The sequence below is a fragment of the Rhizobium sp. YTU87027 genome, from assembly GCF_050644135.1.
Taxonomy (GTDB): Bacteria; Pseudomonadota; Alphaproteobacteria; order Rhizobiales; family Rhizobiaceae; genus Rhizobium.
In genome coordinates this window covers 2,287,208-2,306,957 of the sequence record NZ_CP098440.1, presented here as the reverse complement: position 1 = coordinate 2,306,957, position 19,750 = coordinate 2,287,208, and the positions used below count along the sequence as shown (strand labels likewise).

At 60.0% G+C, this 19,750-nt stretch carries 19 protein-coding genes and 1 tRNA gene; 12 read left to right on the top strand and 8 right to left on the bottom strand.

Going from position 1 to position 19,750, the window contains the following annotated elements; all coding sequences use genetic code 11:
* The first annotated feature begins 83 nt into the window (after positions 1-83).
* From NBG89_RS11530 to NBG89_RS11510, 5 genes are read left to right on the top strand one after another with little or no spacing between them, the layout of a single operon-like run.
* Positions 84-1,523 carry an MFS transporter gene (locus NBG89_RS11530; protein ID WP_431320080.1) on the top strand — a complete coding sequence of 480 codons (1,440 nt, stop codon included), beginning with the start codon at positions 84-86 and terminating at the stop codon, positions 1,521-1,523.
* A 15-nt stretch (positions 1,524-1,538) separates the two neighbouring features.
* Positions 1,539-2,522, top strand: a complete 984-nt coding sequence (locus NBG89_RS11525) for an aldo/keto reductase (RefSeq protein WP_431320079.1) — start codon at positions 1,539-1,541, stop codon at positions 2,520-2,522.
* A gap of 43 nt (positions 2,523-2,565) precedes the next feature.
* On the top strand, positions 2,566-3,423 hold the full coding sequence (locus NBG89_RS11520) for an aldo/keto reductase (RefSeq protein WP_431320078.1): 858 nt from the start codon (positions 2,566-2,568) through the stop codon (positions 3,421-3,423).
* Positions 3,424-3,447: 24 nt separating this feature from the next.
* Positions 3,448-4,323, top strand: coding sequence for an FAD:protein FMN transferase (locus tag NBG89_RS11515; protein ID WP_431320077.1), 876 nt, complete (start codon positions 3,448-3,450; stop codon positions 4,321-4,323).
* Between the two features lie 13 nt (positions 4,324-4,336).
* Positions 4,337-4,720, top strand: coding sequence for an FMN-binding protein (locus NBG89_RS11510; protein ID WP_431320076.1), 384 nt, complete (start codon positions 4,337-4,339; stop codon positions 4,718-4,720).
* Between the two features lie 199 nt (positions 4,721-4,919).
* On the opposite strand, the gene NBG89_RS11505 is transcribed toward NBG89_RS11510, so the two are convergent.
* The 4 genes from NBG89_RS11505 to xylF form a co-directional block, all read right to left on the bottom strand.
* Positions 4,920-4,996 (bottom strand) — tRNA-Arg (locus tag NBG89_RS11505).
* Between the two features lie 130 nt (positions 4,997-5,126).
* Complete coding sequence (locus tag NBG89_RS11500) at positions 5,127-5,921, bottom strand: ATP-binding cassette domain-containing protein (RefSeq protein WP_431320075.1); 795 nt, start codon at positions 5,919-5,921, stop codon at positions 5,127-5,129.
* A 14-nt stretch (positions 5,922-5,935) separates the two neighbouring features.
* A complete protein-coding gene (locus tag NBG89_RS11495; RefSeq protein ID WP_431320074.1) occupies positions 5,936-7,249 on the bottom strand; it encodes a sugar ABC transporter permease in 1,314 nt (437 codons plus the stop codon).
* 263 nt (positions 7,250-7,512) lie between these two features.
* Positions 7,513-8,553 (bottom strand): D-xylose ABC transporter substrate-binding protein, encoded by a 1,041-nt coding sequence (gene xylF, locus NBG89_RS11490; protein ID WP_431320073.1) that lies wholly within the window; start codon positions 8,551-8,553, stop codon positions 7,513-7,515.
* Positions 8,554-8,778: 225 nt separating this feature from the next.
* Between xylF and NBG89_RS11485 the strand changes: the two genes are divergently transcribed.
* Positions 8,779-10,002 carry an ROK family transcriptional regulator gene (locus tag NBG89_RS11485; protein WP_431320072.1) on the top strand — a complete coding sequence of 408 codons (1,224 nt, stop codon included), beginning with the start codon at positions 8,779-8,781 and terminating at the stop codon, positions 10,000-10,002.
* Between the two features lie 34 nt (positions 10,003-10,036).
* Here NBG89_RS11485 and NBG89_RS11480 read toward each other — a convergent pair whose 3' ends face one another.
* Positions 10,037-10,486 (bottom strand): winged helix-turn-helix transcriptional regulator, encoded by a 450-nt coding sequence (locus tag NBG89_RS11480; protein ID WP_431320071.1) that lies wholly within the window; start codon positions 10,484-10,486, stop codon positions 10,037-10,039.
* Positions 10,487-10,575: 89 nt separating this feature from the next.
* Between NBG89_RS11480 and NBG89_RS11475 the strand changes: the two genes are divergently transcribed.
* A complete protein-coding gene (locus NBG89_RS11475) occupies positions 10,576-11,391 on the top strand; it encodes an oxidoreductase (protein WP_431320070.1) in 816 nt (271 codons plus the stop codon).
* Positions 11,392-11,533: 142 nt separating this feature from the next.
* On the opposite strand, the gene iolG is transcribed toward NBG89_RS11475, so the two are convergent.
* Positions 11,534-12,526 (bottom strand): inositol 2-dehydrogenase, encoded by a 993-nt coding sequence (iolG, locus tag NBG89_RS11470; RefSeq protein ID WP_431320069.1) that lies wholly within the window; start codon positions 12,524-12,526, stop codon positions 11,534-11,536.
* A gap of 151 nt (positions 12,527-12,677) precedes the next feature.
* Between iolG and NBG89_RS11465 the strand changes: the two genes are divergently transcribed.
* Positions 12,678-12,923 carry a hypothetical protein gene (locus tag NBG89_RS11465; protein WP_431320068.1) on the top strand — a complete coding sequence of 82 codons (246 nt, stop codon included), beginning with the start codon at positions 12,678-12,680 and terminating at the stop codon, positions 12,921-12,923.
* Here NBG89_RS11465 and NBG89_RS11460 read toward each other — a convergent pair whose 3' ends face one another.
* Positions 12,924-13,394 (bottom strand): hypothetical protein, encoded by a 471-nt coding sequence (locus NBG89_RS11460; RefSeq protein ID WP_431320067.1) that lies wholly within the window; start codon positions 13,392-13,394, stop codon positions 12,924-12,926.
* A gap of 57 nt (positions 13,395-13,451) precedes the next feature.
* Positions 13,452-14,459: a LysR family transcriptional regulator gene (locus tag NBG89_RS11455; protein ID WP_431320066.1), complete on the bottom strand. Its 1,008-nt coding sequence runs from the start codon at positions 14,457-14,459 to the stop codon at positions 13,452-13,454.
* Positions 14,460-14,732: 273 nt separating this feature from the next.
* On the opposite strand from NBG89_RS11455, the gene chvE reads away from it, so the two are divergent.
* From chvE to araD1, 4 genes are all read left to right on the top strand, one after another.
* Complete coding sequence (gene chvE / locus NBG89_RS11450; protein WP_431320065.1) at positions 14,733-15,797, top strand: multiple monosaccharide ABC transporter substrate-binding protein; 1,065 nt, start codon at positions 14,733-14,735, stop codon at positions 15,795-15,797.
* A 99-nt stretch (positions 15,798-15,896) separates the two neighbouring features.
* Positions 15,897-17,435 (top strand): multiple monosaccharide ABC transporter ATP-binding protein, encoded by a 1,539-nt coding sequence (gene mmsA, locus NBG89_RS11445; protein ID WP_431320064.1) that lies wholly within the window; start codon positions 15,897-15,899, stop codon positions 17,433-17,435.
* Complete coding sequence (gene mmsB, locus NBG89_RS11440; RefSeq protein ID WP_431320063.1) at positions 17,432-18,640, top strand: multiple monosaccharide ABC transporter permease; 1,209 nt, start codon at positions 17,432-17,434, stop codon at positions 18,638-18,640. Before mmsA ends, mmsB begins: the two co-directional genes overlap by 4 nt.
* 111 nt (positions 18,641-18,751) lie before the next feature.
* Positions 18,752-19,747, top strand: coding sequence for an AraD1 family protein (araD1, locus tag NBG89_RS11435; RefSeq protein WP_431322671.1), 996 nt, complete (start codon positions 18,752-18,754; stop codon positions 19,745-19,747).
* The last annotated feature ends 3 nt before the right edge of the window (positions 19,748-19,750 follow it).

The window sequence follows — 19,750 nt, the reverse complement described above, 5'->3', positions numbered from 1 at the left end:
ATGGTGAGCAAGAGCTATCTTCCCGGCATCGCAACGCAGCTTGCCGCGGAGGACGGTCAAGCGAGCAAGTCAATGGGACTGCAATGTCTGACGCAAACACAGCTACCACGCCATCGAACAAGACTGCGATCCTTGCGATCATCCTCATTAGTTACGTGATGATCGTGCTCGACATCTCCGTCGTTCTCACAGGCCTGCCGAAGATCCATAACGAACTCGGCTTCACGGATGCCGGGCTTGCATGGGTTCAGAGCGCCTACACGCTGACCTTCGGCGGCTTCCTCCTGCTTGGCGCGCGGGCCGGGGACATACTTGGCCGCCGTCGGATGTTCGTCGTCGGCATGACGATCTTCACCGTCGCCTCCATCGCCATCGGAGCCTCGCAGTCATCGGTATGGATGCTGTCGTGGCGTGCGATCCAGGGACTGGGATCGGCGATCCTCGCGCCGACAACACTCGCACTTCTGCAGACCACCTTCGACGAAGGCGAAGAACGTGTCCGGGCGGTCTCGCTCTATAGCGCGGCGGCTGGAGTCTCCGCGACCGTCGGTCTGGTGGTCGGCGGACTTCTGGCCGACTGGCTCTCCTGGCGCGTCGGGTTCCTGATCAATCTGCCGATCGGGATCTCCATGGTCATCGCCGCCCGCATCTACATCCACGAGACGAATAAGCGGCCGGGAGCGTTCGACCTGCCTGGCGCAGTGACTTCGACCCTGGGCATGGCCGCTTTCGTCTACGGATTCATCCGTTCCGCACAGGCGGGATGGGACATCGCAACGCTCGCAACTTTGGTCGCCGCCTTCATCATGCTCGGAGCCTTCGTGTTGATCGAGTGCCGTGCCAAGCAGCCGATCCTTCCGCTTCGCCTGTTCGCTGACATCGAGCGCTCGGGCGCCTATGGTGCGCGTGTCCTCTACATCAGCGCCATGGTCGGCTTCTTCTTCTTCACGACGCTGTATCTGCAGCAAGTCGCAGGTCTGCGCCCGGCGCTGGCGGGTCTTGCCTTCGTCCCGGCGACGATGCTGCATGTCCCGGTCGCGGTGATCGTGCCTCGCCTCATCAGGCGCTTGGGCCGGAATACTGTTCTCGTCGTGGGGATGCTGATCGGCATCGCCGCCATGGCATGGCTCAGCCGGGCGGGGGTCAGTTCGAACTATTGGACGGCGGTGGCGTTACCGATGGTGTTGATCGGCATCAGCCAGGGACTGACACTCAGCCCACTGACATCGTCCGGTGTCGCGCTGGTCGATCATGCGGATGCCGGAGCAGCATCGGGGGCTGTGAACGTCGCACACCAGATCGGCAGCTCGGTCGGCCTCGGCGTTCTCATCGCCATTGCCGCCATCGGATCGAATGGTCTCAGCGGAGCCGGGCTGACAGCCTACCGGGTTTCCCATGCGTTCGACGCAGGAACCGTCATGCTGGTGGCGACACTGGTGATCTCGCTTCTGACCATCGTTCCTGCCGCACGGCGGCAGTCTCAGTCCCAGGAAGAAGCTGCGCCGACCGAATGCGCGGCCTGATCAAGGAGAATGAAAATGAAGAAAAGAACTATCGGATCGCTCGAGGTATCGACGCTCGGTCTCGGATGCATGGGCCTTAGCCACGGCTATGGAGCGGCGACCGATACGAAAGATGCCGTTGCTCTCATCCGGGCGGCTCATGACCGCGGTGTGACCTTCTTCGACACGGCACAGGTCTATGGCCCGTTCACCAACGAGGACGTCGTCGGGGAAGCTCTCCAGCCGATCCGGGACAAGGTCGTGATCGCTACCAAGTTCGGCTTCGAACTCCCGAGCCCGGATGGTGGCCAGCACATGAACAGCCAGCCCGCCTACATCCGCCAGTCCGTCGACGGATCGCTGAAGCGGCTGCGAACGGATGTGATCGATCTTCTCTACCAACACCGAGTCGATCCAAACGTCCCGATCGAGGACGTTGCCGGAACCGTCAAGGACCTCATCGCGGAAGGCAAGGTCCGGCACTTCGGCCTGTCCGAAGCTGGTGCGCAGACAATGCGCAAGGCCCATGCTGTGCAGCCGGTGACCGCCCTCCAGAGCGAGTACTCGCTGTTCTGGCGCGAGCCCGAGAAGGAGATTATCCCGACGCTTGAGGAACTCGGTATCGGCTTCGTGCCATTCAGCCCGCTCGGCAGGGGCTTCCTGACGGGCAAGATCGACGAAACGGCGACGTTCGGTCCCGGCGACTTCCGCAGCGTGGTTCCGCGCTTCCAGGCGGAGAACCTCAAGGCGAACAAGGCTGTCGTGGCGGCTCTGACGCAGATCGCCGAAGCCAAGGGCGTCACGCCTGCCCAGATAGCGCTCGCGTGGCTGCTGGCCCAGAAGGATTGGATCGTGCCGATCCCCGGCACCACCAAGCTGCACCGCCTTGAGGAAAACCTCGGCGCCGCCTCGGTAGAGCTCACCGCCAGCGACGCTTCCGAAATCGCCGACGCCCTCGCGAAGATCGACATCGTCGGAGACAGATACCCCGCGCACCTTCAGGCACGCGTCGGAAAATAAGACCAGCGAGCACAAGCTCCCCACCCAGACAAAGGATATGAAGATGACTACCACCGTACCCACAGTCACACTGAACAACGGGGTCCATATGCCAATCCTCGGATTCGGCGTATTCCAGGTTCCCGATCCCGCCGAGTGCGAGCGCAGCGTCCGCGATGCGATCGACGTCGGCTACCGTCTGCTCGATACCGCGACCTCCTACGGCAATGAAGAAGCGGTCGGCATCGCGATCCGCAATCACGGTATCGATCGAAAGGAGCTGTTCGTCACGACCAAGCTCTGGATCGAGGACGCGACGTACGAGGGGGCCAAGGCCGCTTTCGATCGTTCGCTGAACAAGCTGCAGCTCGACTACCTTGACCTCTGGCTCATTCACCAGCCTTACGGCGACGTCTACGGCACTTGGCGCGCGATGGAGGAGTTGTACGAGGCGGGCCGCATCCGCGCGATCGGGGTCAGCAACTTCTATCCCGACCGTCTGGTGGACTTCGTGCTCCACAACAAGGTCGTCCCCGCGGTCAACCAGATCGAGATTCACCCATTCCATCACCAGGACGACGCTCAGCAAATTCTCAAGGAATACGGCGTGCAGCCTGAAGCGTGGGGTCCGTTCGCGGAAGGGAAGAACGGGCTGTTTACGAACGAGCTTTTGCAGTCGATCGGCAAGAAGCACGGCAAGAGCGTTGCGCAGGTCGTGCTTCGGTGGCTGATTCAGCGCGATATCGTGGCGATTCCAAAGTCCGTGCGGAAAGAACGCATGGTCGAGAACTTCTCGGCCTTCGACTTCGAACTCGACCAAGACGATGTCGTCTCGATCAGCGCGCTCGACCAGAAGACCAGCAGCTTCTTCGATCATCGCGATCCGGAAAAAGTGAAGTGGCTGGGCACCCGCAAGCTTTGAACTGAGGCAGGGACGGGTATCGGCATGGCGCTCTCGCGCTTCAGGTTCGAGGCCATAGGGACGTCCTGGGAGATCGACACGCCTGCGCCAATCGACGCTGGGATCCGGCAAGAGCTCCTGGGAATCGTCAGTCGCTTCGACTGTACGTATTCCCGGTTTCGCAAGGACTCGATCATCGCGAGGATTTCCGAAGCCGTCGACGGCGGTTCGTTCACCTTCCCATCCGAAGCAGAGCCGATGTTCGATCTCTACGATCGACTTCACGCAGCAACGGATGGGGCCGTCGATCCACTGATCGGCCGAGACCTCGAACTGCTCGGCTACGACCGCGAATATTTTCTGTCGCCGCGGCTGCGCGACGACAGCCTGCCGCGCGCAAGCTGGCCGCGCGACGTGGTCCGGAAAGGAAGCGAGCTGTCGACGCGAAGGCCGCTTACGATCGACCTCGGCGCCGTCGGAAAGGGATATCTCGTTGATCTTGTAGCTGACGTCCTCGAGACGGCGGGCGTTCGGGACTTCATCGTTGATGGCAGTGGGGATATGCGCCACCTCGGAAGGTCTGCCCTCGAAGTCGGTTTGGAACACCCTCTCGATCCGACAATGGTGATCGGCATCGCGAAGTTGCTGAACAGATCTCTCTGCGCTTCCGCAGCCAACCGGAGACAGTGGGGCGGCAATCTCCATCACGTTCTCGATGGTCGTACGGGTGAACCGACCATGGATGTAATCGCAACCTGGGCCATCGCCGACGATGCGGCGACCGCAGACGGTCTTGCAACCGCACTTTTCTTCGGGTCCGCCTCGCGTCTGGCGACCGCCTTCGACTTCTCATACGTCCGCATGTTCGCAGACGGGCGCGTCGAGGCTTCTAAAGACTTCGAAGGCGAACTATTCACATGAGAAAGGATCCACCATGCGAAAATATGCCAGCAATATCCTGATGGCTGCGGCGCTCTCCGTGACGCTCTCAGGGCAGGCCGAGGCACAAGGCGCGCGTCCCCCGCGGTACGCCGACGGCGATTATACGGCGACAGGCGAATATGGCGGGCAGCCCTCTCACATCACTGTCCGGGTGACGCTGAAGGACGGAGTCATCACTGCAGTCACTGTGACACCGCACGCCTATGTGCCTCGTTCGTTGGAATTGCAACGTGCGTTCGCGGATGCTGTGCCAAAGGTCGTCATTGGTAGACGTATCGATCAAGTCAGGGTGGGAAGGCTGGCAGGTTCCAGCGGGACGCCGAAAGGATTCAACGACGCGCTCCGCCAGATCAGAGAACAAGCAGCGCGCAGGTAGACCATAAGCTAGCATCCGTGGCGCTGACCGGTGGGCCAGCCTACCTGGACGCTCAGGGCACCCCAACGACGCTCAGTGCAATCGGAAGCCGTCCAATCTCGATGGACTCGGAACTCGAGCGCCAATCCGTGTTTATGTGTTCACAGTCCGCGTTTAGTGGTGTCTAGTCCGCATTTATGTGGCGATCTCACTCTGGAAATGGCGCACCCGACAGGATTCGAACCTGTGACCTTTGGAATCGGAATCCAACACTCTATCCAGCTGAGCTACGGGTGCATGCCTGAGGCGGGTTGAATCGCCTGTCCGATGGGTGGTTCTTAGCCTAGCTTCTCGCTGGCTTCAATCTACAAAATGAAAAGTCCGCCGTTCTTGCGAGCGGCGGACTCTTATGTCTCACATCTGCGGCTCAGACCTGCATGGCGCCGGGGCCGGGGATGGCCTTGGGCGGCACCTTGCCGAGGATGATCATGCCGAGCACTTCGTCCTTGGTAACGTCCTCAGTGCGGGCGTGGCCGACGACTTGGCCGTTCTTCATCACCGAGACGCGGTCGGCGAGGTCGAAGACGTCGTGGATGTCGTGGCTGATGAGGAAGATGCCGATGCCTTCCTTCTTCAGCTGCTTGATCAGCTCGCCGACCTGTGCCGTTTCCTGCGGACCGAGAGCGGCCGTCGGCTCGTCCATGATCAGGATGCGGGCGTTGAAGAGGATCGCGCGGGCGATTGCCACCGACTGCCGCTGCCCGCCGGAAAGCGCTTTTACCGGCTCCTTGAAACGGCGGAAGTTGGGGTTGAGACGTCCCATCACCTCGCGCGCCGAGGCTTCCATGGCGACGTCGTCCAGCGTGCCCCAGGGGGTGCGCAGCTCGCGGCCGAGATAGAGGTTAGCGGCGGCGTCGACGTTATCGGCGACGGCGAGCGTCTGGTAGATCGTCTCGATGCCGTACTTCTTCGCATCGCGCGGATTGCGGATGTCGGCCGGCTCGCCGTTGATCAGGATCTCGCCGCTGTCGCGTTTGTAGGCGCCGGAGAGGATCTTGATGAGCGTCGACTTGCCGGCACCGTTGTGGCCGAGAAGAGCGACGACTTCGCCGGGGTAGAGATCGACCGAGGCATTGTCCACGGCGTGAATACCGCCGAAGGAGATCGAGATGTTCTTCAGTTCGACGAGAGGAGCGTTCTGGGGAGTAAGTTGATCAGTCATATCTGGGACTCCTCTTACTTGGCACGCGAACGATAGACAGTGTCGAGCCAGACGGCGACAACGAGCACCGCACCAACGACAACGCTCTGCAGCGGAGTGTCGACATGGGCAAGCACCATGCCCGACTGGAGCGATTGCATGACCAGCGCGCCGAGCATGGCGCCGGCGATCGTGCCGGTACCGCCGGCGAGCGACGTGCCGCCGATGACGGCTGCCGCGATGGTGTAAAGCTCGTCGAGGGTGCCTTGAGCGTTGGTGGCTGCGTTGAGGCGCGCCGTCGAGATGGCGGCAGCGACCGCGGCGAGCATGCCCATCAGCGCAAAGATGCGGACGGTGACCCAGCGGGTCTTGATACCGGCAAGTTCTGCCGCCTCAGGGTTTCCGCCGATCGCGAAGACGTAGCGACCGAAGCGCAGGCGGGTGGCGATGAAAGTCATGATGATGCCGACCACAATGGCGATCAGAACCGGCACGGCAATGCCATAGGGGATATCCAGGCCGGTTTCGGGCCAAGGAATATTGTTTGTCTCTGCGTATTTCTTGGCGATGTTGATCGGCCAGTAGTAGCTGTTGGCGATCCAAACAGCGCCGAGGATCAAGACGCAGGACAGTGCCGACAGGAAGTACTCGGCCCAGATCGGGCGCCGCGGGAAGCCGAAGCGTTTGCGCTGGCGGCGCGAGTTCAGGATGCTGCCGATGACGAAAAGACAAGCGAGCACGCCGACGATCCAGCTCCAGGTGGCTCCGATCGAACCTTCGGCACCGCCGCCCATGATGCGGAAGGTCTGGTCCATTGGGGCAACGGTCTGGCCGCTGGTGACGAGCCAGGTGGCGCCACGCCAGACGAGCAGGCCGCCGAGCGTCACGATGAAGGAGGGAACGTTCAGGAAGGCAATGATGAGGCCCTGGAAGGTGCCGATTAGGGCGCCGGCGACGAGGCCGACGATCAGCGTGATGATCCAGGTGAACGGGCTGTCGAAGCCGATAAATTCGGGCAGGATTTTCGCCTGTGTCACGCCCATGATCATGGCGCAGAGGCCAAGCACGGAGCCGACGGAGAGGTCGATATTGCGGGTCACGATAATGAGAACCATGCCGGTCGTCATGATCGCAATATCGGTCGTCTGGACCGAAAGGTTCCAGAGATTTCTTGGCGTCAGAAAGAGGCCGCCGGTGATGATGTGAAAACCGATCCAGATGATGAGCAGCGCGCCGATCATACCGAGAAGGCGCGTGTCGATTTCGGTCGCACGGAAGAAGCGGCTGACGAGGTTACCCTCAGCCATGCTCGGTCCGCCTGAAGTTGTGGATTTTACCATTTCGGCCATGGGTTTGCCGTTCCCCCATTGTTTGGACGTTTGATCCGCTTCGCATCACATCGATGCCGCGGCGTCGCCCCGTTCTTGTACTGACCATCGCCGTGCTTCCGAATTTCGGTCGCTCTGTCCCGCGACATGAAACCGGCAGGGAATCAAGGCCGCGATGGTTGGGTGAGGCGGATAGACCATCGAGCGACGGCTTAAATCCGCATCCGGCGCCGCAACGGTTTCAGCCGTTGCGGCGCCGGCAATCTATGCCTTGCGGACGTCGATTAGTCGCAAGCCTTGACGCTGCCGGCCTTGACGCCCTGGCAAGCTTCAGCCTTGGAGATCCAGCCGGCGTCGACGACGACGTTCAGGTTATCCTTGGTGATCGGAAGCGGCTTCAGGAAGACCGACTCCATCGGAACGCCCTTGGCGCCACCCTTGAAGGTCTGAACACCTTCAATTTCGCTCATCTTCTTGCCGGCAGCGAGGTCGAGTGCGACTTCGGCGGCGCGCTTGCCGAGTTCGCGCGAGTCCTTCCAGACGGAGACCGTCTGCGTGCCAAGCGCGACGCGGTTCAGAGCGGCCTTGTCGGCGTCCTGACCGGAAACCGGAACGGAGCCGGCGAGGCCCTGGGCGTCGAGGGCTGCGATGGCGCCACCGGCGGTGCCGTCGTTCGAAGCAACAACGGCATCAACCTTGTTGTTGTTCGCGGTCAGGAACTGCTCCATGTTGCGCTGCGCATTTTCCGGCAGCCAGCCATCCGTGTAGGCTTCGCCGACGTTCTTGATCTTGCCGGCATCGACTGCGGCCTTCAGCACTTCCATCTGGCCCGAGAACAGGAAGTCCGCGTTCGGGTCGGACGAAGAGCCCTTGATGAAGACGTAGTTGCCTTCCGGCTTGACCTTGAACACGCCTTCAGCCTGGAGACGGCCGACTTCCTTGTTGTCGAAGGTGATGTAGAAAGCGGCCGGATTTTCGATCAGGCGGTCGTAGCCGACGACCGGGATACCTTCAGCAGCGGCCTTTTCGATGGCCGGGCCGATCGCATCTGAGTCCTGAGCGAGGATGATGAGTGCATTCGCGCCCTGCGAAATCAGCGATTCAACGTCTGTCAGCTGCTTTGCGGCAGACGACTGGGCGTCAGCCGAAATGTACTTGGCGCCCTTGGCTTCCAGTGCCTTCTTGATGGCTGCTTCGTCCGTCTTCCAACGCTCTTCCTGGAAGTTCGACCAGGAAACGCCAACGACGAGATCGGCAGCCATGGCTGCAGTGTGCACCGACACGAGGATGGCCGCCCCGGCCATCAGCTTCAAAATAGACTTCACAATATCCTCCCGAGTGAGATGCGGCCAGCCCCAGCCAGTGGTTCCTCCGGCCGCCGCGGTTCGCTGGCGAGAAGTTCGAATTATTTTCTCGACAGTCGAGAAATTTAGTGTCAGAGATTTTTTCAACTGTCAACACCGCACTATCAGCTTCGTTTCCGTTGCGGAAAACTGCTGGAGATGCTGTGTGAGCGAGGGCGGAATACGAGGGGGAGAGGGCCGGCATATATGCTGACCAAGTCGAGCACGGAATTGGTCCGGCAGCGAAATAGCGTTCTCGTGCTCGCCGCGCTTCGAAGACATGGTGCGCTCGCGCATACGGAAATTGCCGACTTTACTAAGCTTTCCTCGGCGACGATTTCAGCGATCACCGCCGACCTAGAGAAAGCGCAGATCATTGAGAAATCCGAGCACCAGGCAACGAGCGGAAGAGGGCGTCCGCGCGTTCTCTTTCGGCAACGGCGCGACTGTGGCTACCTCGTCGTCGTGATTATTTCGTCGGATGGCGTGCAATATTCGCTGGTCGATTACGCCGGCAAGCTGATTGATCGGTTCAGCGAGGAAAGATCGCATGATCCCGCCGGTGCCGAGCGGTTTGTTGCCTCCATAAGGGAGGGGCTCACCCGCATTCTTTCGCGCTCGAAGCTACCCCAGGAAAAGGTGCTGCTGATATCCATCAGCAGCAAAGGACTGGTGCATCCCACGGACCCTGTGCTGGTGTGGTCACCGATTTTCGGCAGCAACCAGATCGACTTCGAATCGGCCCTGCGACCGGACTGGCAGGCCAGGATCATTCTGGGCAATGAGACGCAGCTTGTCGCAGCCGCACTCGGCGCGCACGAGGCGAATACGAGGCCGGCCGATTTCCGGTCGCTTGCGGCGTTATCGCTCGGACATAGCATCGGGCTTGGCATTGTCCGGCGCACGGGGCAGGGCGAGCGAGAGATATCGGCCCCGAATTTCGGACATATGCTGCACATGGCAAACGGTGGCCTTTGTCGCTGCGGCAGCAAGGGGTGCATCGAGGCCTATGCGGGTTTCTACGCGATTCTGCGCATGGCCTTCGAGGTGCCGCTCGATACGATCCCGGCCAAGTTCGTGCCGGTCGCGGAACTCGACAAGATCGCTGCGCAAGCTCGCCAGGGGCATCGCATGTCTGCCTTTGCGTTCAGGCAGGCCGGTATCGCACTCGGAAACGGACTTTCGCGTCTCCTCAGCCTGACGGAGCGCATGCCGATCGCCATTACGGGTCCGGGGACACGCTATTATGATCTGTTGCGACAGGGGATCGAGGAAGGGCTTGCCCAGGCGCATGTCGTGCGGATGGAAGGGATGCCGGAGATCCGCGTTGTGCCTGACGAGCCGATCCTCGTCTTCGGGGGGCACCTGGACAGGGCATTGTCATTGATCGATCAGGAACTGGTTCTATCCGGCATTCAGGGATCGGACTAGACCGTCGACCCAAGAACTCTGACACGGCTCCGTTTCATCTATCCTGGGGCGGTCCATCGGGCACGACGATACGAATAGGACGTGTTCCGACCGGAGCGCCGGTGGCGCGGTCGACAGTGACGGGATCAATCTCCGTTCCGGTCTCTTTGTCGAAGAAGCGGTTCACCTCGCCGCCGCCGCGGTGCTTGCGTCCCCAAGCGCCGATCGCAAACAGAACCGGCAAGAAGTCGCGGCCAGCTTCCGTCAGCACGTATTCGTACCGCGGGGGACGATCGGAATAGCGACGTTTCTCCAACAGTCCCTCCTCGGTCAGCGCTGAAAGGCGTCCCGTCAGCATCGTCGGCGCGATCCCGAGGCTCTTGCGAAAATCATCGAAGCGGGTCAGCCCCGCATGGGCGTCGCGCACGATCAGCATGCTCCACGCGTCCCCCACAATCGCCAAGCTTCGGGCGATCAGGCAGGGTTGGTTCGAAAGATTCTTCATGTCAGTATCTTTTTAGTAGTGACTTGCTATCAAAATGATAGTAACTGATTGCTCATCGATGTTCCATGACAAAATGAAAGCGGAAACCGATGAGTAAAAAAGAACGCTGCATTGCTCTGGTAACGGGTGCCTCCTCCGGCATCGGGCTTGTGACGGCGCAAGCGCTGCAGCGCGATGGCTATCGCGTCTTCGGCACCAGCCGAAGGCCGATGCCCGATACCCCGGATGGGATCACGATGCTGATCTGCGACGTCATCGACGATCAATCCGTGGAGAGCGTCGTCGACGAGGTTTTAAGCCGGGAAGGGCGGATCGACCTGCTCGTCAACAATGCCGGGATCGGCTTGCTCGGCGGGGCAGAGGAATCGACGACGACGCAGGCGAAAGCCGTATTCGACGTCAACGTCTTCGGCACCATCCGAATGACGAATGCGGTCCTGCCGGTGATGAGGCGGCAGCGCCGGGGCCGGATCATCAATCTCAGCTCGATACTCGGGCTGATCCCGGCTCCCTACAACGCGCTCTACGCGTCGACCAAGCACGCCATCGAAGGCTATTCGGAATCTCTCGACCACGAAGTGCGGACGCACGGCATCCGCGTCGTGCTCGTCGAACCGGGCGTCACCCGCACCGCCTTCGAAGAGAACATCACGCGACCTGACCGACCGCTAGCAGTCTACGATGCGGTGCGCGCTAGCGCTGAGACGCTGATGCGCGAGATCGTCGCGAAGGGCGATGCACCCGAGGTGGTGGCCGAAACCATCGTCCGGGCTGCCAATGCGGCGTTGCCCAAGAGACGCTATACTGCCGGAAAAGCAGCGGGACAGGTCCGCTTCCTCCGCCGATTCCTGCCTGAGTCCCTCGTCGACAAGAGCCTTCGGAAATTCAACAGACTTCCCGATTGAGCGTCAATCGCGGCATTCCAAGCGCTTTGCGCTGGTGAACCGGATTTTCGCCGTACGTTCCGCCGGGCGTGCCGACGAAACGAGAAATGGCCGGGCAGGGACCCGGCCATTTCACAGGTGGCTTTCGGTCGGGAGAGGGCCGTCAGCCAATCTTGATGAGCTTGCCTTCCTTGACGGACTGAACGGCAGCATCGGCCAGTGCCAGAGCCGCCAGGCCATCGGCGCCGGAAGGCGCAATCTTCGTGCCCTTCTCGATCGCGGCGATGAAGCTCGCGATCTCGTTGGCGTAGGCTTCGGTATAGCGGGTCATGAAGAAGTCGTGCAGCGGCGGGCGGGTGTAACCATCGCCATTGGCGACCTCGATCGAGACCGGACGCTGATTCTCCGCCGCGACCATGCCCTTCGAACCATGCACTTCGATGCGCTGGTCGTAGCCGTAGGTGGCGCGACGGGAGTTGGAGATGATTGCCTGCTTGCCGGACTTCGTCTGCAGGATTACCGAAACGCTGTCGTAGTCACCGGCTTCGCCGATCGCCTTGTCGACGAGGACAGCGGCGGTCGCGCTGACGGCGACCGGTTCTTCGCCAAGCAGGAAGCGGGCCATGTCGAAGTCATGGATCGTCATATCGCGGAAGATGCCGCCAGAACGCTTGATGTAGTCGACCGGCGGAGCACCTGGATCGCGCGATGTGATCGTCACCATTTCGACGTCGCCGATCCGGCCGTCGTCGATCGTCTTGCGAACGGCCATGAAATGCGGGTCGAAACGGCGGTTGAAGCCAACCATCAGCTTGGCCTTGGTCTCGTCGACGACCTTGATGCAGGCCTTGACGCGGGCAACGTCGAGATCGATCGGCTTTTCGCAGAAGATCGCCTTGCCGGCGCGCGCGAAGCGCTCGATCAGATCAGCGTGGGTGTCGGTCGGCGTGCAGATGACGACGGCGTCGATGTCCTTGGCGGCTTCGATCGCTTCGATCGTGCGGACCTCGCAGCCGTAGGCCGACGCGATCGCTTCGGCGGCCTGCGGAAAGGCGTCGGCAACGGCGACGAGCTCAGCGTTTGCGTCGCTGCTGACCGCCTTCGCATGAACCTTGCCGATACGGCCGGCGCCGAGAAGACCAAATCTGACAGTCATGAGAACCTCCCTTGGATTCGGAACAGATGAACCGAATTGCATGTAATGTGGAATTTTCATTCCATTTTATGTCCGCTACGTCAAGCCGGCGCTCTTTCACATTTTCAAAATCCACCTTAAAGACGTGTGACAATTTAGCTATGGGAACGAGATGCAACTGATTGATCCACAACATCCGGCCTATCGCCCGCTCTGGGTCCGCATTCTGATTGTGGCCGTTTGTTTCGGCTGGGCGCTGGTCGAAATCACCACCGGCGATCCGTTCTGGGCAGTGTTGTCGGGCGGCGCCGGCGTCTACGCGGCCTATATGCTGTTTTGGACCTACAAGCCGCAATCGGCGGAGAGCTCCACGCCGCCATTGTCCGATGACGAGGAAGACAAGAAGGACGCGGACTAGTTAGCGGGCAAGGCGACGCAGCGCCTGGTCGATCAACAGGTTGGCTGTCGTCATCCGCCTCGTGGCATTCTCACGGAACCGCGGATCGACGCGGTCAGGGTGGTTCTTCTTGGCAAAGGCGCGGCGTTTCATGCCGAGACTTTGCGCCGTATCGAGCGCTGAAATGTCCAGTTCGGCAGCGATGTCGTCTGCCGTGATGCGTGCGAGATAATCCGGCATCATCGGTTTTGGCTCCGGTTCGGGAGGCGGCGAGGGCTCGGCTGCAGTCTCCGACGGGGCGAACTCCATTGTCTCGAAGTATGCCTGGTCGGGCCGAGCTGACGATGCCGAGACTCCTTCCATGACGTTGAAAGCAAGTCCGGTGTTGAGACCACTGACACGGGCCGAAGCGGGCGCATCCTGTTCGACAGTCTCGTCCTCCGCTTTCAAGCGGTCGAGCACGGACTGGAATACCGATTGGCCGAACAGCATTTGATTGCCCTCCTTTGGCGGCGGGCATTAGATGCGAGCAAAATGGTGCAAGGCTTGTCAGCTAGCCGCGGCCTTCTTGCTTTCGTCCAGCACCAGGTCGTAGAGCAGCCGCGCGCTCGGGGGGAGTGCCCGCTCCCTCACAGTGATCAGGCTATAAGGTCTGACATTGATCTCGAAATCGATCGGCAACACCCGCACATCGGACGCCTTCGACTTGTGGGTTGCCAGGAACTGGGCAACGTCAAGCGCGATCGGAGCGATTGCATCGGTCTGGCAAACCGTCGCGCAGGTGAGCAGTAACGACGAGGTATTGACGATATTTTCCGGCAGGGCCACGCCTCGAGACAGGAACAGGTCCTCGATCGTCCGGCGCAGCAGCGTCCCCGCCGGCTGGAAGACCCAATCATATTGCGGGAGGTCCTCGAGGGAGACGATCCCCTTCTTCAATAGCGGATGGCCGCCCCGCACGATCAGGCAGGCTTTTTCCACGCCGATCTCCTGGACCTGGAACAAACGCGGATTTAGATCGTCCGGGATACGGCTGATGATGAAGTCGTGCCGAGCGGCAAGCAATTCGCGTGCGAGCACATTGCTCGTCTCTACCTGTATGGTCACCTCTATGCCTGGCAGGGCAGTTCTAACCCGCTTGATCGCCGGCACCACAAGGCTCATGGCCGGCGCGGTAACCGCGCCGATGAAGACGGCGCCACCCTTTCCCGTCTTCAGTTCTGCAATCTCGCGGCCAGCCTCGCGCAATTCCAGCATGATCTTGCGCGCCCGCCGAGCAAGCGCCTGTCCGAAGGTCGTCAGTACAACGCCGCGGGCCACGCGTTCGTAGAGCGGCATCTTAACGATCGACTCCATTTCCGACAGGATTCGCGATGCCGCCGGCTGCGAAATGTTGAGCACCTCGGCAGCGGCTGAAATTTGCCCGCTATCTTCGATTGCGACGATCATTCGCAGGTGATTCAGTTTAAGCCCCGATCTCAAAAGGGCGTCGTCACCGAAGATATCCGTTTGAATATCCACATGGGCATCGGTCTGTGGGTCTGAAATGAACGCCATGGTTGCGGCCTCCCAACCGCGTTCCATCAAAAGTAATACTTTTTAACGATATACCAAAATTGTTATGCACTTTGCCAGTTATTCTATTTGACAGTTATAGGAATCCATACCAGTTTGCCGCCGTGTGCTGGTTGGCACTCAACACGTGTGAGAGCGTGGAGGAGACCTACTTCGTTTCTCACCATCTGAAGTATTATCCAAGACGGAACCTGCCACAGTTTCGGAGCGGGCGATTTTTCGTCCGTGCGTTTATTAACTAAGGGAGAGAGAGATATGAAATCCATTATCTCGTTGATGGCAGCGGCGGCCTTTGGCGTCGCTTCGTTCGTAATGCCGGCTATGGCAGCCGACAAGGGGACTGTCGGCATCGCAATGCCCACAAAGTCGTCCGCTCGCTGGATCGATGACGGTAACAACATCGTCAAGCAGCTCCAGGAAGCTGGCTACAGCACCGACCTGCAGTACGCTGACGACGACATTCCGAACCAGCTGTCTCAAATTGAGAACATGGTCACGAAGGGCGTTAAGGTTCTCGTCATCGCCGCTATCGACGGCACGACGCTTTCCGACGTTCTCCAGAAGGCTCACGACGCAGGCATCAAGGTCATCGCTTATGACCGTCTGATCCGTGACTCGGCTAACGTCGACTACTACGCGACGTTCGACAACTTCAAGGTCGGCGTTCTGCAGGCAACTTCCATCGTTGATGCCCTCGGCCTCAAGGATGGCAAGGGTCCGTTCAACATCGAGCTCTTCGGTGGTTCGCCTGACGACAACAACGCCTTCTTCTTCTATGACGGCGCAATGTCTGTCCTGCAGCCCTACATCGACAGCGGCAAGCTCGTCGTGAAGTCCGGCCAGACCGGCATGGACAAGGTTGGTACGCTGCGTTGGGACGCGGCAACGGCCCAGGCTCGTATGGACAACCTGCTCTCGGCTAACTACACCGACGCGAAGGTCAATGCAGTTCTGTCGCCTTACGACGGTCTGTCTATCGGCATCATCTCGTCGCTGAAGGGCGTTGGTTATGGCACCCCGGACCAGCCGCTCCCGGTCGTTTCCGGCCAGGATGCTGAAGTTCCGTCGGTCAAGTCGATCATCGCTGGCGAGCAGCACTCCACGATCTTCAAGGACACCCGTGACCTCGCAAAGGTTACCGTCGGCATGGTCAACGCTCTGATGGAAGGCAAGGAGCCGGAAGTCAACGACACCAAGACCTACGACAACGGTGTGAAGGTTGTTCCGTCCTACCTGCTGACCCCGGTTGCAGTTGACAAGACCAACTACGAGAAGGTCCTCGTCGAAGGCGGTTACTACAAGGCTGACCAGCTGAAGTAATAATTGTACCACGTTGGCCGGAACCCGCTGCTTGCGGGTTCCGGTCTTCAATTTTATGATCGCCGCGTCCCTTGTGGCTGCTGGCGCTGGATTATGACCATGGACAATACAATCCTCGAAATGCGGAACATCACCAAGACGTTCCCAGGCGTGAAGGCGCTTGAGAATGTGAACCTCAAGGTTCGCCAGGGTGAGATCCACGCATTGGTGGGTGAAAACGGGGCCGGAAAGTCGACCCTGATGAAAGTTCTCTCCGGCGTATACCCGGCCGGAACCTACGACGGCGACATTGTCTACGAAGGTGACGTCCGTCATTTCAAGGCGCTCAAGGATTCCGAAGAAATCGGCATCGTCATCATCCATCAGGAACTGGCCCTGGTGCCGCTCCTGTCGATCGCCGAAAACATCTTCCTCGGCAACGAAGTTGCGCAGAACGGCATCATCAAGTGGCAGGAAGCCTTCAAGCGCACGAAAGAGCTGCTGAGCAAGGTTGGCCTCAAGGAGTCGCCGGAAACGCTTGTCACCGATATCGGCGTCGGCAAGCAGCAGCTTGTCGAAATCGCCAAGGCGCTGTCGAAGAGCGTGAAGCTGCTGATCCTCGACGAGCCCACGGCTTCGCTCAACGAGAAGGATTCCGACGCGCTGTTGGAGCTTCTGATCGAGTTCCGCAACCAGGGCCTGACATCGATCATCATCACGCACAAGCTGAACGAGGTGCGCAAGGTCGCCGACCAGATCACCGTTCTGCGCGACGGAATGACGGTCAAGACGCTCGACTGTCAGACCGAAGAGATCAGCGAAGACATCATCATCAAGAACATGGTGGGCCGCGAGCTCGCCGATCGTTACCCGCCGCGCTCCGTTCCGATCGGCGAGACGATCCTCGAGGTGAAGAACTGGAACGCCTATCACCAGCATCACCGTGACCGTCAGGTCCTGCATGACATCCAGGTCACCGTCCGCAAGGGCGAGGTGGTCGGCATCGCGGGCCTTATGGGCGCCGGTCGCACCGAGTTCGCTATGAGCCTGTTCGGTAAGTCCTACGGCCACAAGATCCATGGCGACGTTTTCATGCATGGCAAGCCGGTCGATGTCAGTACCGTTCGCAAGGCAATCGATGCCGGTCTCGCCTATGTGACCGAGGACCGCAAGCATCTCGGCCTCGTACTTGGCGAGAACATCGTGCACAACACGACGCTCGCCAACCTGGCTGGCGTGTCGAGCGCCACGGTCATCGACACGATCAAGGAATCGAAGGTCGCGTCGGATTATCGCTCGAAGCTGCGCATCCGCAGCTCCAGCATCTTCCAGGAAGCGGTCAATCTTTCGGGCGGCAACCAGCAAAAGGTCGTGCTGTCGAAGTGGCTGTTCTCCGATCCCGACGTTCTGATCCTGGACGAACCGACGCGCGGTATCGATGTCGGTGCAAAATACGAAATCTATACTATCATCAACCAGCTCGCCGCCGACGGCAAAGGCGTTCTGATGATCTCATCGGAAATGCCGGAATTGCTTGGCACGTGCGACCGCATCTACGTCATGAATGAAGGACGTATCGTTGCGGAACTGCCAAAGGGAGAGGCGAGCCAAGAAACCATCATGCGCGCTATCATGCGCTCAGGGGAGAAGAAACAATGACTCCGGTCAACCCTTCAGCCACCGAGGAAAGCAACGTCGTTTCCGTTGCGGACTACATCCGCAGCAACATTCGTGAATACGGCATGCTCATTGCGCTCGTCGCGATCATGGTGTTCTTCCAGTTCTATACGGGCGGTATCCTGTTCAAGCCCGTCAACCTGACGAACCTCGTTCTGCAGAACTCGTTCATCGTCATCATGGCGCTCGGCATGCTGCTCGTCATCGTGGCGGGGCATATCGACCTGTCGGTCGGCTCGATCGTCGCCTTCGTCGGTGCGGTCGCGGCTATTTTGACCGTCAATATGCAGATGAATTTCGTGGTGGCGGGCATCCTCTGCCTGGTCCTCGGCGGTGCAATCGGTGCTGCGCAGGGCTATTGGATCGCCTATCATCGCATTCCGGCCTTCATCGTCACGCTCGCTGGCATGCTCGTCTTCCGCGGTCTGACGCTCTTCGTGCTCGGCGGTAAGAACATCGGGCCGTTCCCGAAGGACTTCCAGGTCATTTCGACGGGCTTCCTGCCGGGTGATATGATCGATATTGGTGGCATCCCGCTGCATTCAACCTCGCTGGTCCTGACCATCATCATCCCGGCCGTGCTGTTCTTTCTTGCCTGGCGTCGCCGCAAGGTGAACGAGAGCCACGGCATCGATGTTGAGCCGTTTGGTTTCTTCATCGGCCAGAACGTGGTCATCGCGCTGGCGATCCTGTTCCTCGGCTTCCAGCTGTCGACATACAAGGGCCTGCCGAACGTTCTCGTCGTCATGCTTGTGCTGATCGCGGCCTACACCTTCGTGACACGTCGCACGACGATTGGCCGCCGCATCTACGCCATGGGCGGCAACGAAAAAGCCACCAAGCTTTCCGGTATCAACACCGAGCGGCTGAGCTTCTACACCTTCGTCAACATGGGTGTCCTGGCTGGTCTTGCCGGCATGATCGTCGCGGCTCGCCTGAACTCGGCGACCCCGAAGGCGGGCGTCGGCTTCGAGCTTGACGTCATCGCGGCCTGCTTTATCGGCGGTGCTTCGGCGTCCGGCGGCGTTGGTAAAATCACCGGCGCTGTCATTGGCGCGTTCATCATGGGCGTCATGAACAACGGCATGTCGATCGTCGGTCTCGGCATCGACTTCCAGCAGATGGTCAAGGGACTGGTGCTTCTCGCCGCCGTCTTCTTCGACGTCTACAACAAGAACAAGGGCTAAGCGCTCCGGCGCTGCCCAGGCATTCGCAGTCATGTGAAGTTACCAATCCGGCTCTTTGGGGAGCCGGATTGGCGGAGCATTTTCCGCGCTATCGAAAAAAGGATGAAGACCGTGCTCATTTCGCAGATCAAGGGTTCGAACGGAGAGATCATTGTCGCCGTGCGCGAGCCGGGCGGTACCGCGAAAGCCGTCAAGAATGCCGGCAGCGTCTACGCGCTGGCAATGGAAGCCGCAAACAGCGGCAAGTCGCTGCTAAAGGTAATCGAAGCGCATGGCCTGGGCGATGCGGTCGACCTCGAAAAGGCTTATGCCGAAGGCAAGTTTTTGCCACCGATGACGCATCCTGACGCCGCGCACCTGCATCTGACGGGCACCGGTCTAACGCATCTGGGTTCGGCTGCAACGCGCGACTCCATGCACAAGAAGACCTCCGAGGCGGCTGACGACACGCTCACCGACTCGATGAAGATGTTCAAGATGGGCCTGGAGAACGGCAAGCCGAAAGCGGGCGAGAAGGGCGTTCAGCCCGAGTGGTTCTACAAGGGCAACGGCTACGGTTCGGCTGCTCCCGGCGCACCCCTCGTTTCTCCGTCCTTCGCGCTTGATGGCGGCGAAGAGCCCGAAATGGCCGGCATCTATGTCATTGCGCAAGACGGCACGCCGTTTCGCGTCGGCTTTGCGCTGTCCAACGAGTTCTCCGATCACGTCACTGAGCGGATCAACTACCTCTACCTCGCGCATTCCAAGCTGCGCCCGGCAAGCTTCGGTCCCGAGATCCGTATCGGTGCTGCGCCCGAGGATATCCGCGGCACATCGCGCATCAAGCGTGGCGACAAGGTGATCTTCGAGAAGCCCTTCCTGTCAGGCGAAGCGAACATGTCGCACACCTTCGCCAATCTCGAATATCATCACTTCAAGTACGGCCTGTTCCGTGTGCCCGGCGACGTTCACGTTCATATGTTCGGCACCGCGACGCTCTCCTTCGCAGAAGGCATCAAGACGGAAGAGGGCGATGTCTTCGAAATCGAAGTCGCCGAGTTCGGCCTGCCGCTGCGCAACCCTCTGAAGATTGCCGCTGAAGAAGAGATTGCTGTCAAGCAGCTCTGATTT

What these genes read in the sequence shown, in the direction of transcription:
- NBG89_RS11500 (WP_431320075.1), bottom strand. Translation starts at nt 5,921, where the DNA reads ATGACTGATCAACTTACTCCCCAGAACGCTCCTCTCGTCGAACTGAAG.
- iolG (WP_431320069.1), bottom strand. Translation starts at nt 12,526, where the DNA reads ATGACTGTCAGATTTGGTCTTCTCGGCGCCGGCCGTATCGGCAAGGTT.
- chvE (WP_431320065.1), top strand. Translation starts at nt 14,733, where the DNA reads ATGAAATCCATTATCTCGTTGATGGCAGCGGCGGCCTTTGGCGTCGCT.
- NBG89_RS11525 (WP_431320079.1), top strand. Translation starts at nt 1,539, where the DNA reads ATGAAGAAAAGAACTATCGGATCGCTCGAGGTATCGACGCTCGGTCTC.
- NBG89_RS11495 (WP_431320074.1), bottom strand. Translation starts at nt 7,249, where the DNA reads ATGGCCGAAATGGTAAAATCCACAACTTCAGGCGGACCGAGCATGGCT.
- NBG89_RS11485 (WP_431320072.1), top strand. Translation starts at nt 8,779, where the DNA reads ATGCTGACCAAGTCGAGCACGGAATTGGTCCGGCAGCGAAATAGCGTT.
- NBG89_RS11460 (WP_431320067.1), bottom strand. Translation starts at nt 13,394, where the DNA reads ATGCTGTTCGGCCAATCGGTATTCCAGTCCGTGCTCGACCGCTTGAAA.
- mmsA (WP_431320064.1), top strand. Translation starts at nt 15,897, where the DNA reads ATGGACAATACAATCCTCGAAATGCGGAACATCACCAAGACGTTCCCA.
- NBG89_RS11480 (WP_431320071.1), bottom strand. Translation starts at nt 10,486, where the DNA reads ATGAAGAATCTTTCGAACCAACCCTGCCTGATCGCCCGAAGCTTGGCG.
- NBG89_RS11465 (WP_431320068.1), top strand. Translation starts at nt 12,678, where the DNA reads ATGCAACTGATTGATCCACAACATCCGGCCTATCGCCCGCTCTGGGTC.
- NBG89_RS11510 (WP_431320076.1), top strand. Translation starts at nt 4,337, where the DNA reads ATGCGAAAATATGCCAGCAATATCCTGATGGCTGCGGCGCTCTCCGTG.
- NBG89_RS11455 (WP_431320066.1), bottom strand. Translation starts at nt 14,459, where the DNA reads ATGGCGTTCATTTCAGACCCACAGACCGATGCCCATGTGGATATTCAA.
- NBG89_RS11520 (WP_431320078.1), top strand. Translation starts at nt 2,566, where the DNA reads ATGACTACCACCGTACCCACAGTCACACTGAACAACGGGGTCCATATG.
- NBG89_RS11530 (WP_431320080.1), top strand. Translation starts at nt 84, where the DNA reads ATGTCTGACGCAAACACAGCTACCACGCCATCGAACAAGACTGCGATC.
- mmsB (WP_431320063.1), top strand. Translation starts at nt 17,432, where the DNA reads ATGACTCCGGTCAACCCTTCAGCCACCGAGGAAAGCAACGTCGTTTCC.
- NBG89_RS11475 (WP_431320070.1), top strand. Translation starts at nt 10,576, where the DNA reads ATGAGTAAAAAAGAACGCTGCATTGCTCTGGTAACGGGTGCCTCCTCC.
- NBG89_RS11515 (WP_431320077.1), top strand. Translation starts at nt 3,448, where the DNA reads ATGGCGCTCTCGCGCTTCAGGTTCGAGGCCATAGGGACGTCCTGGGAG.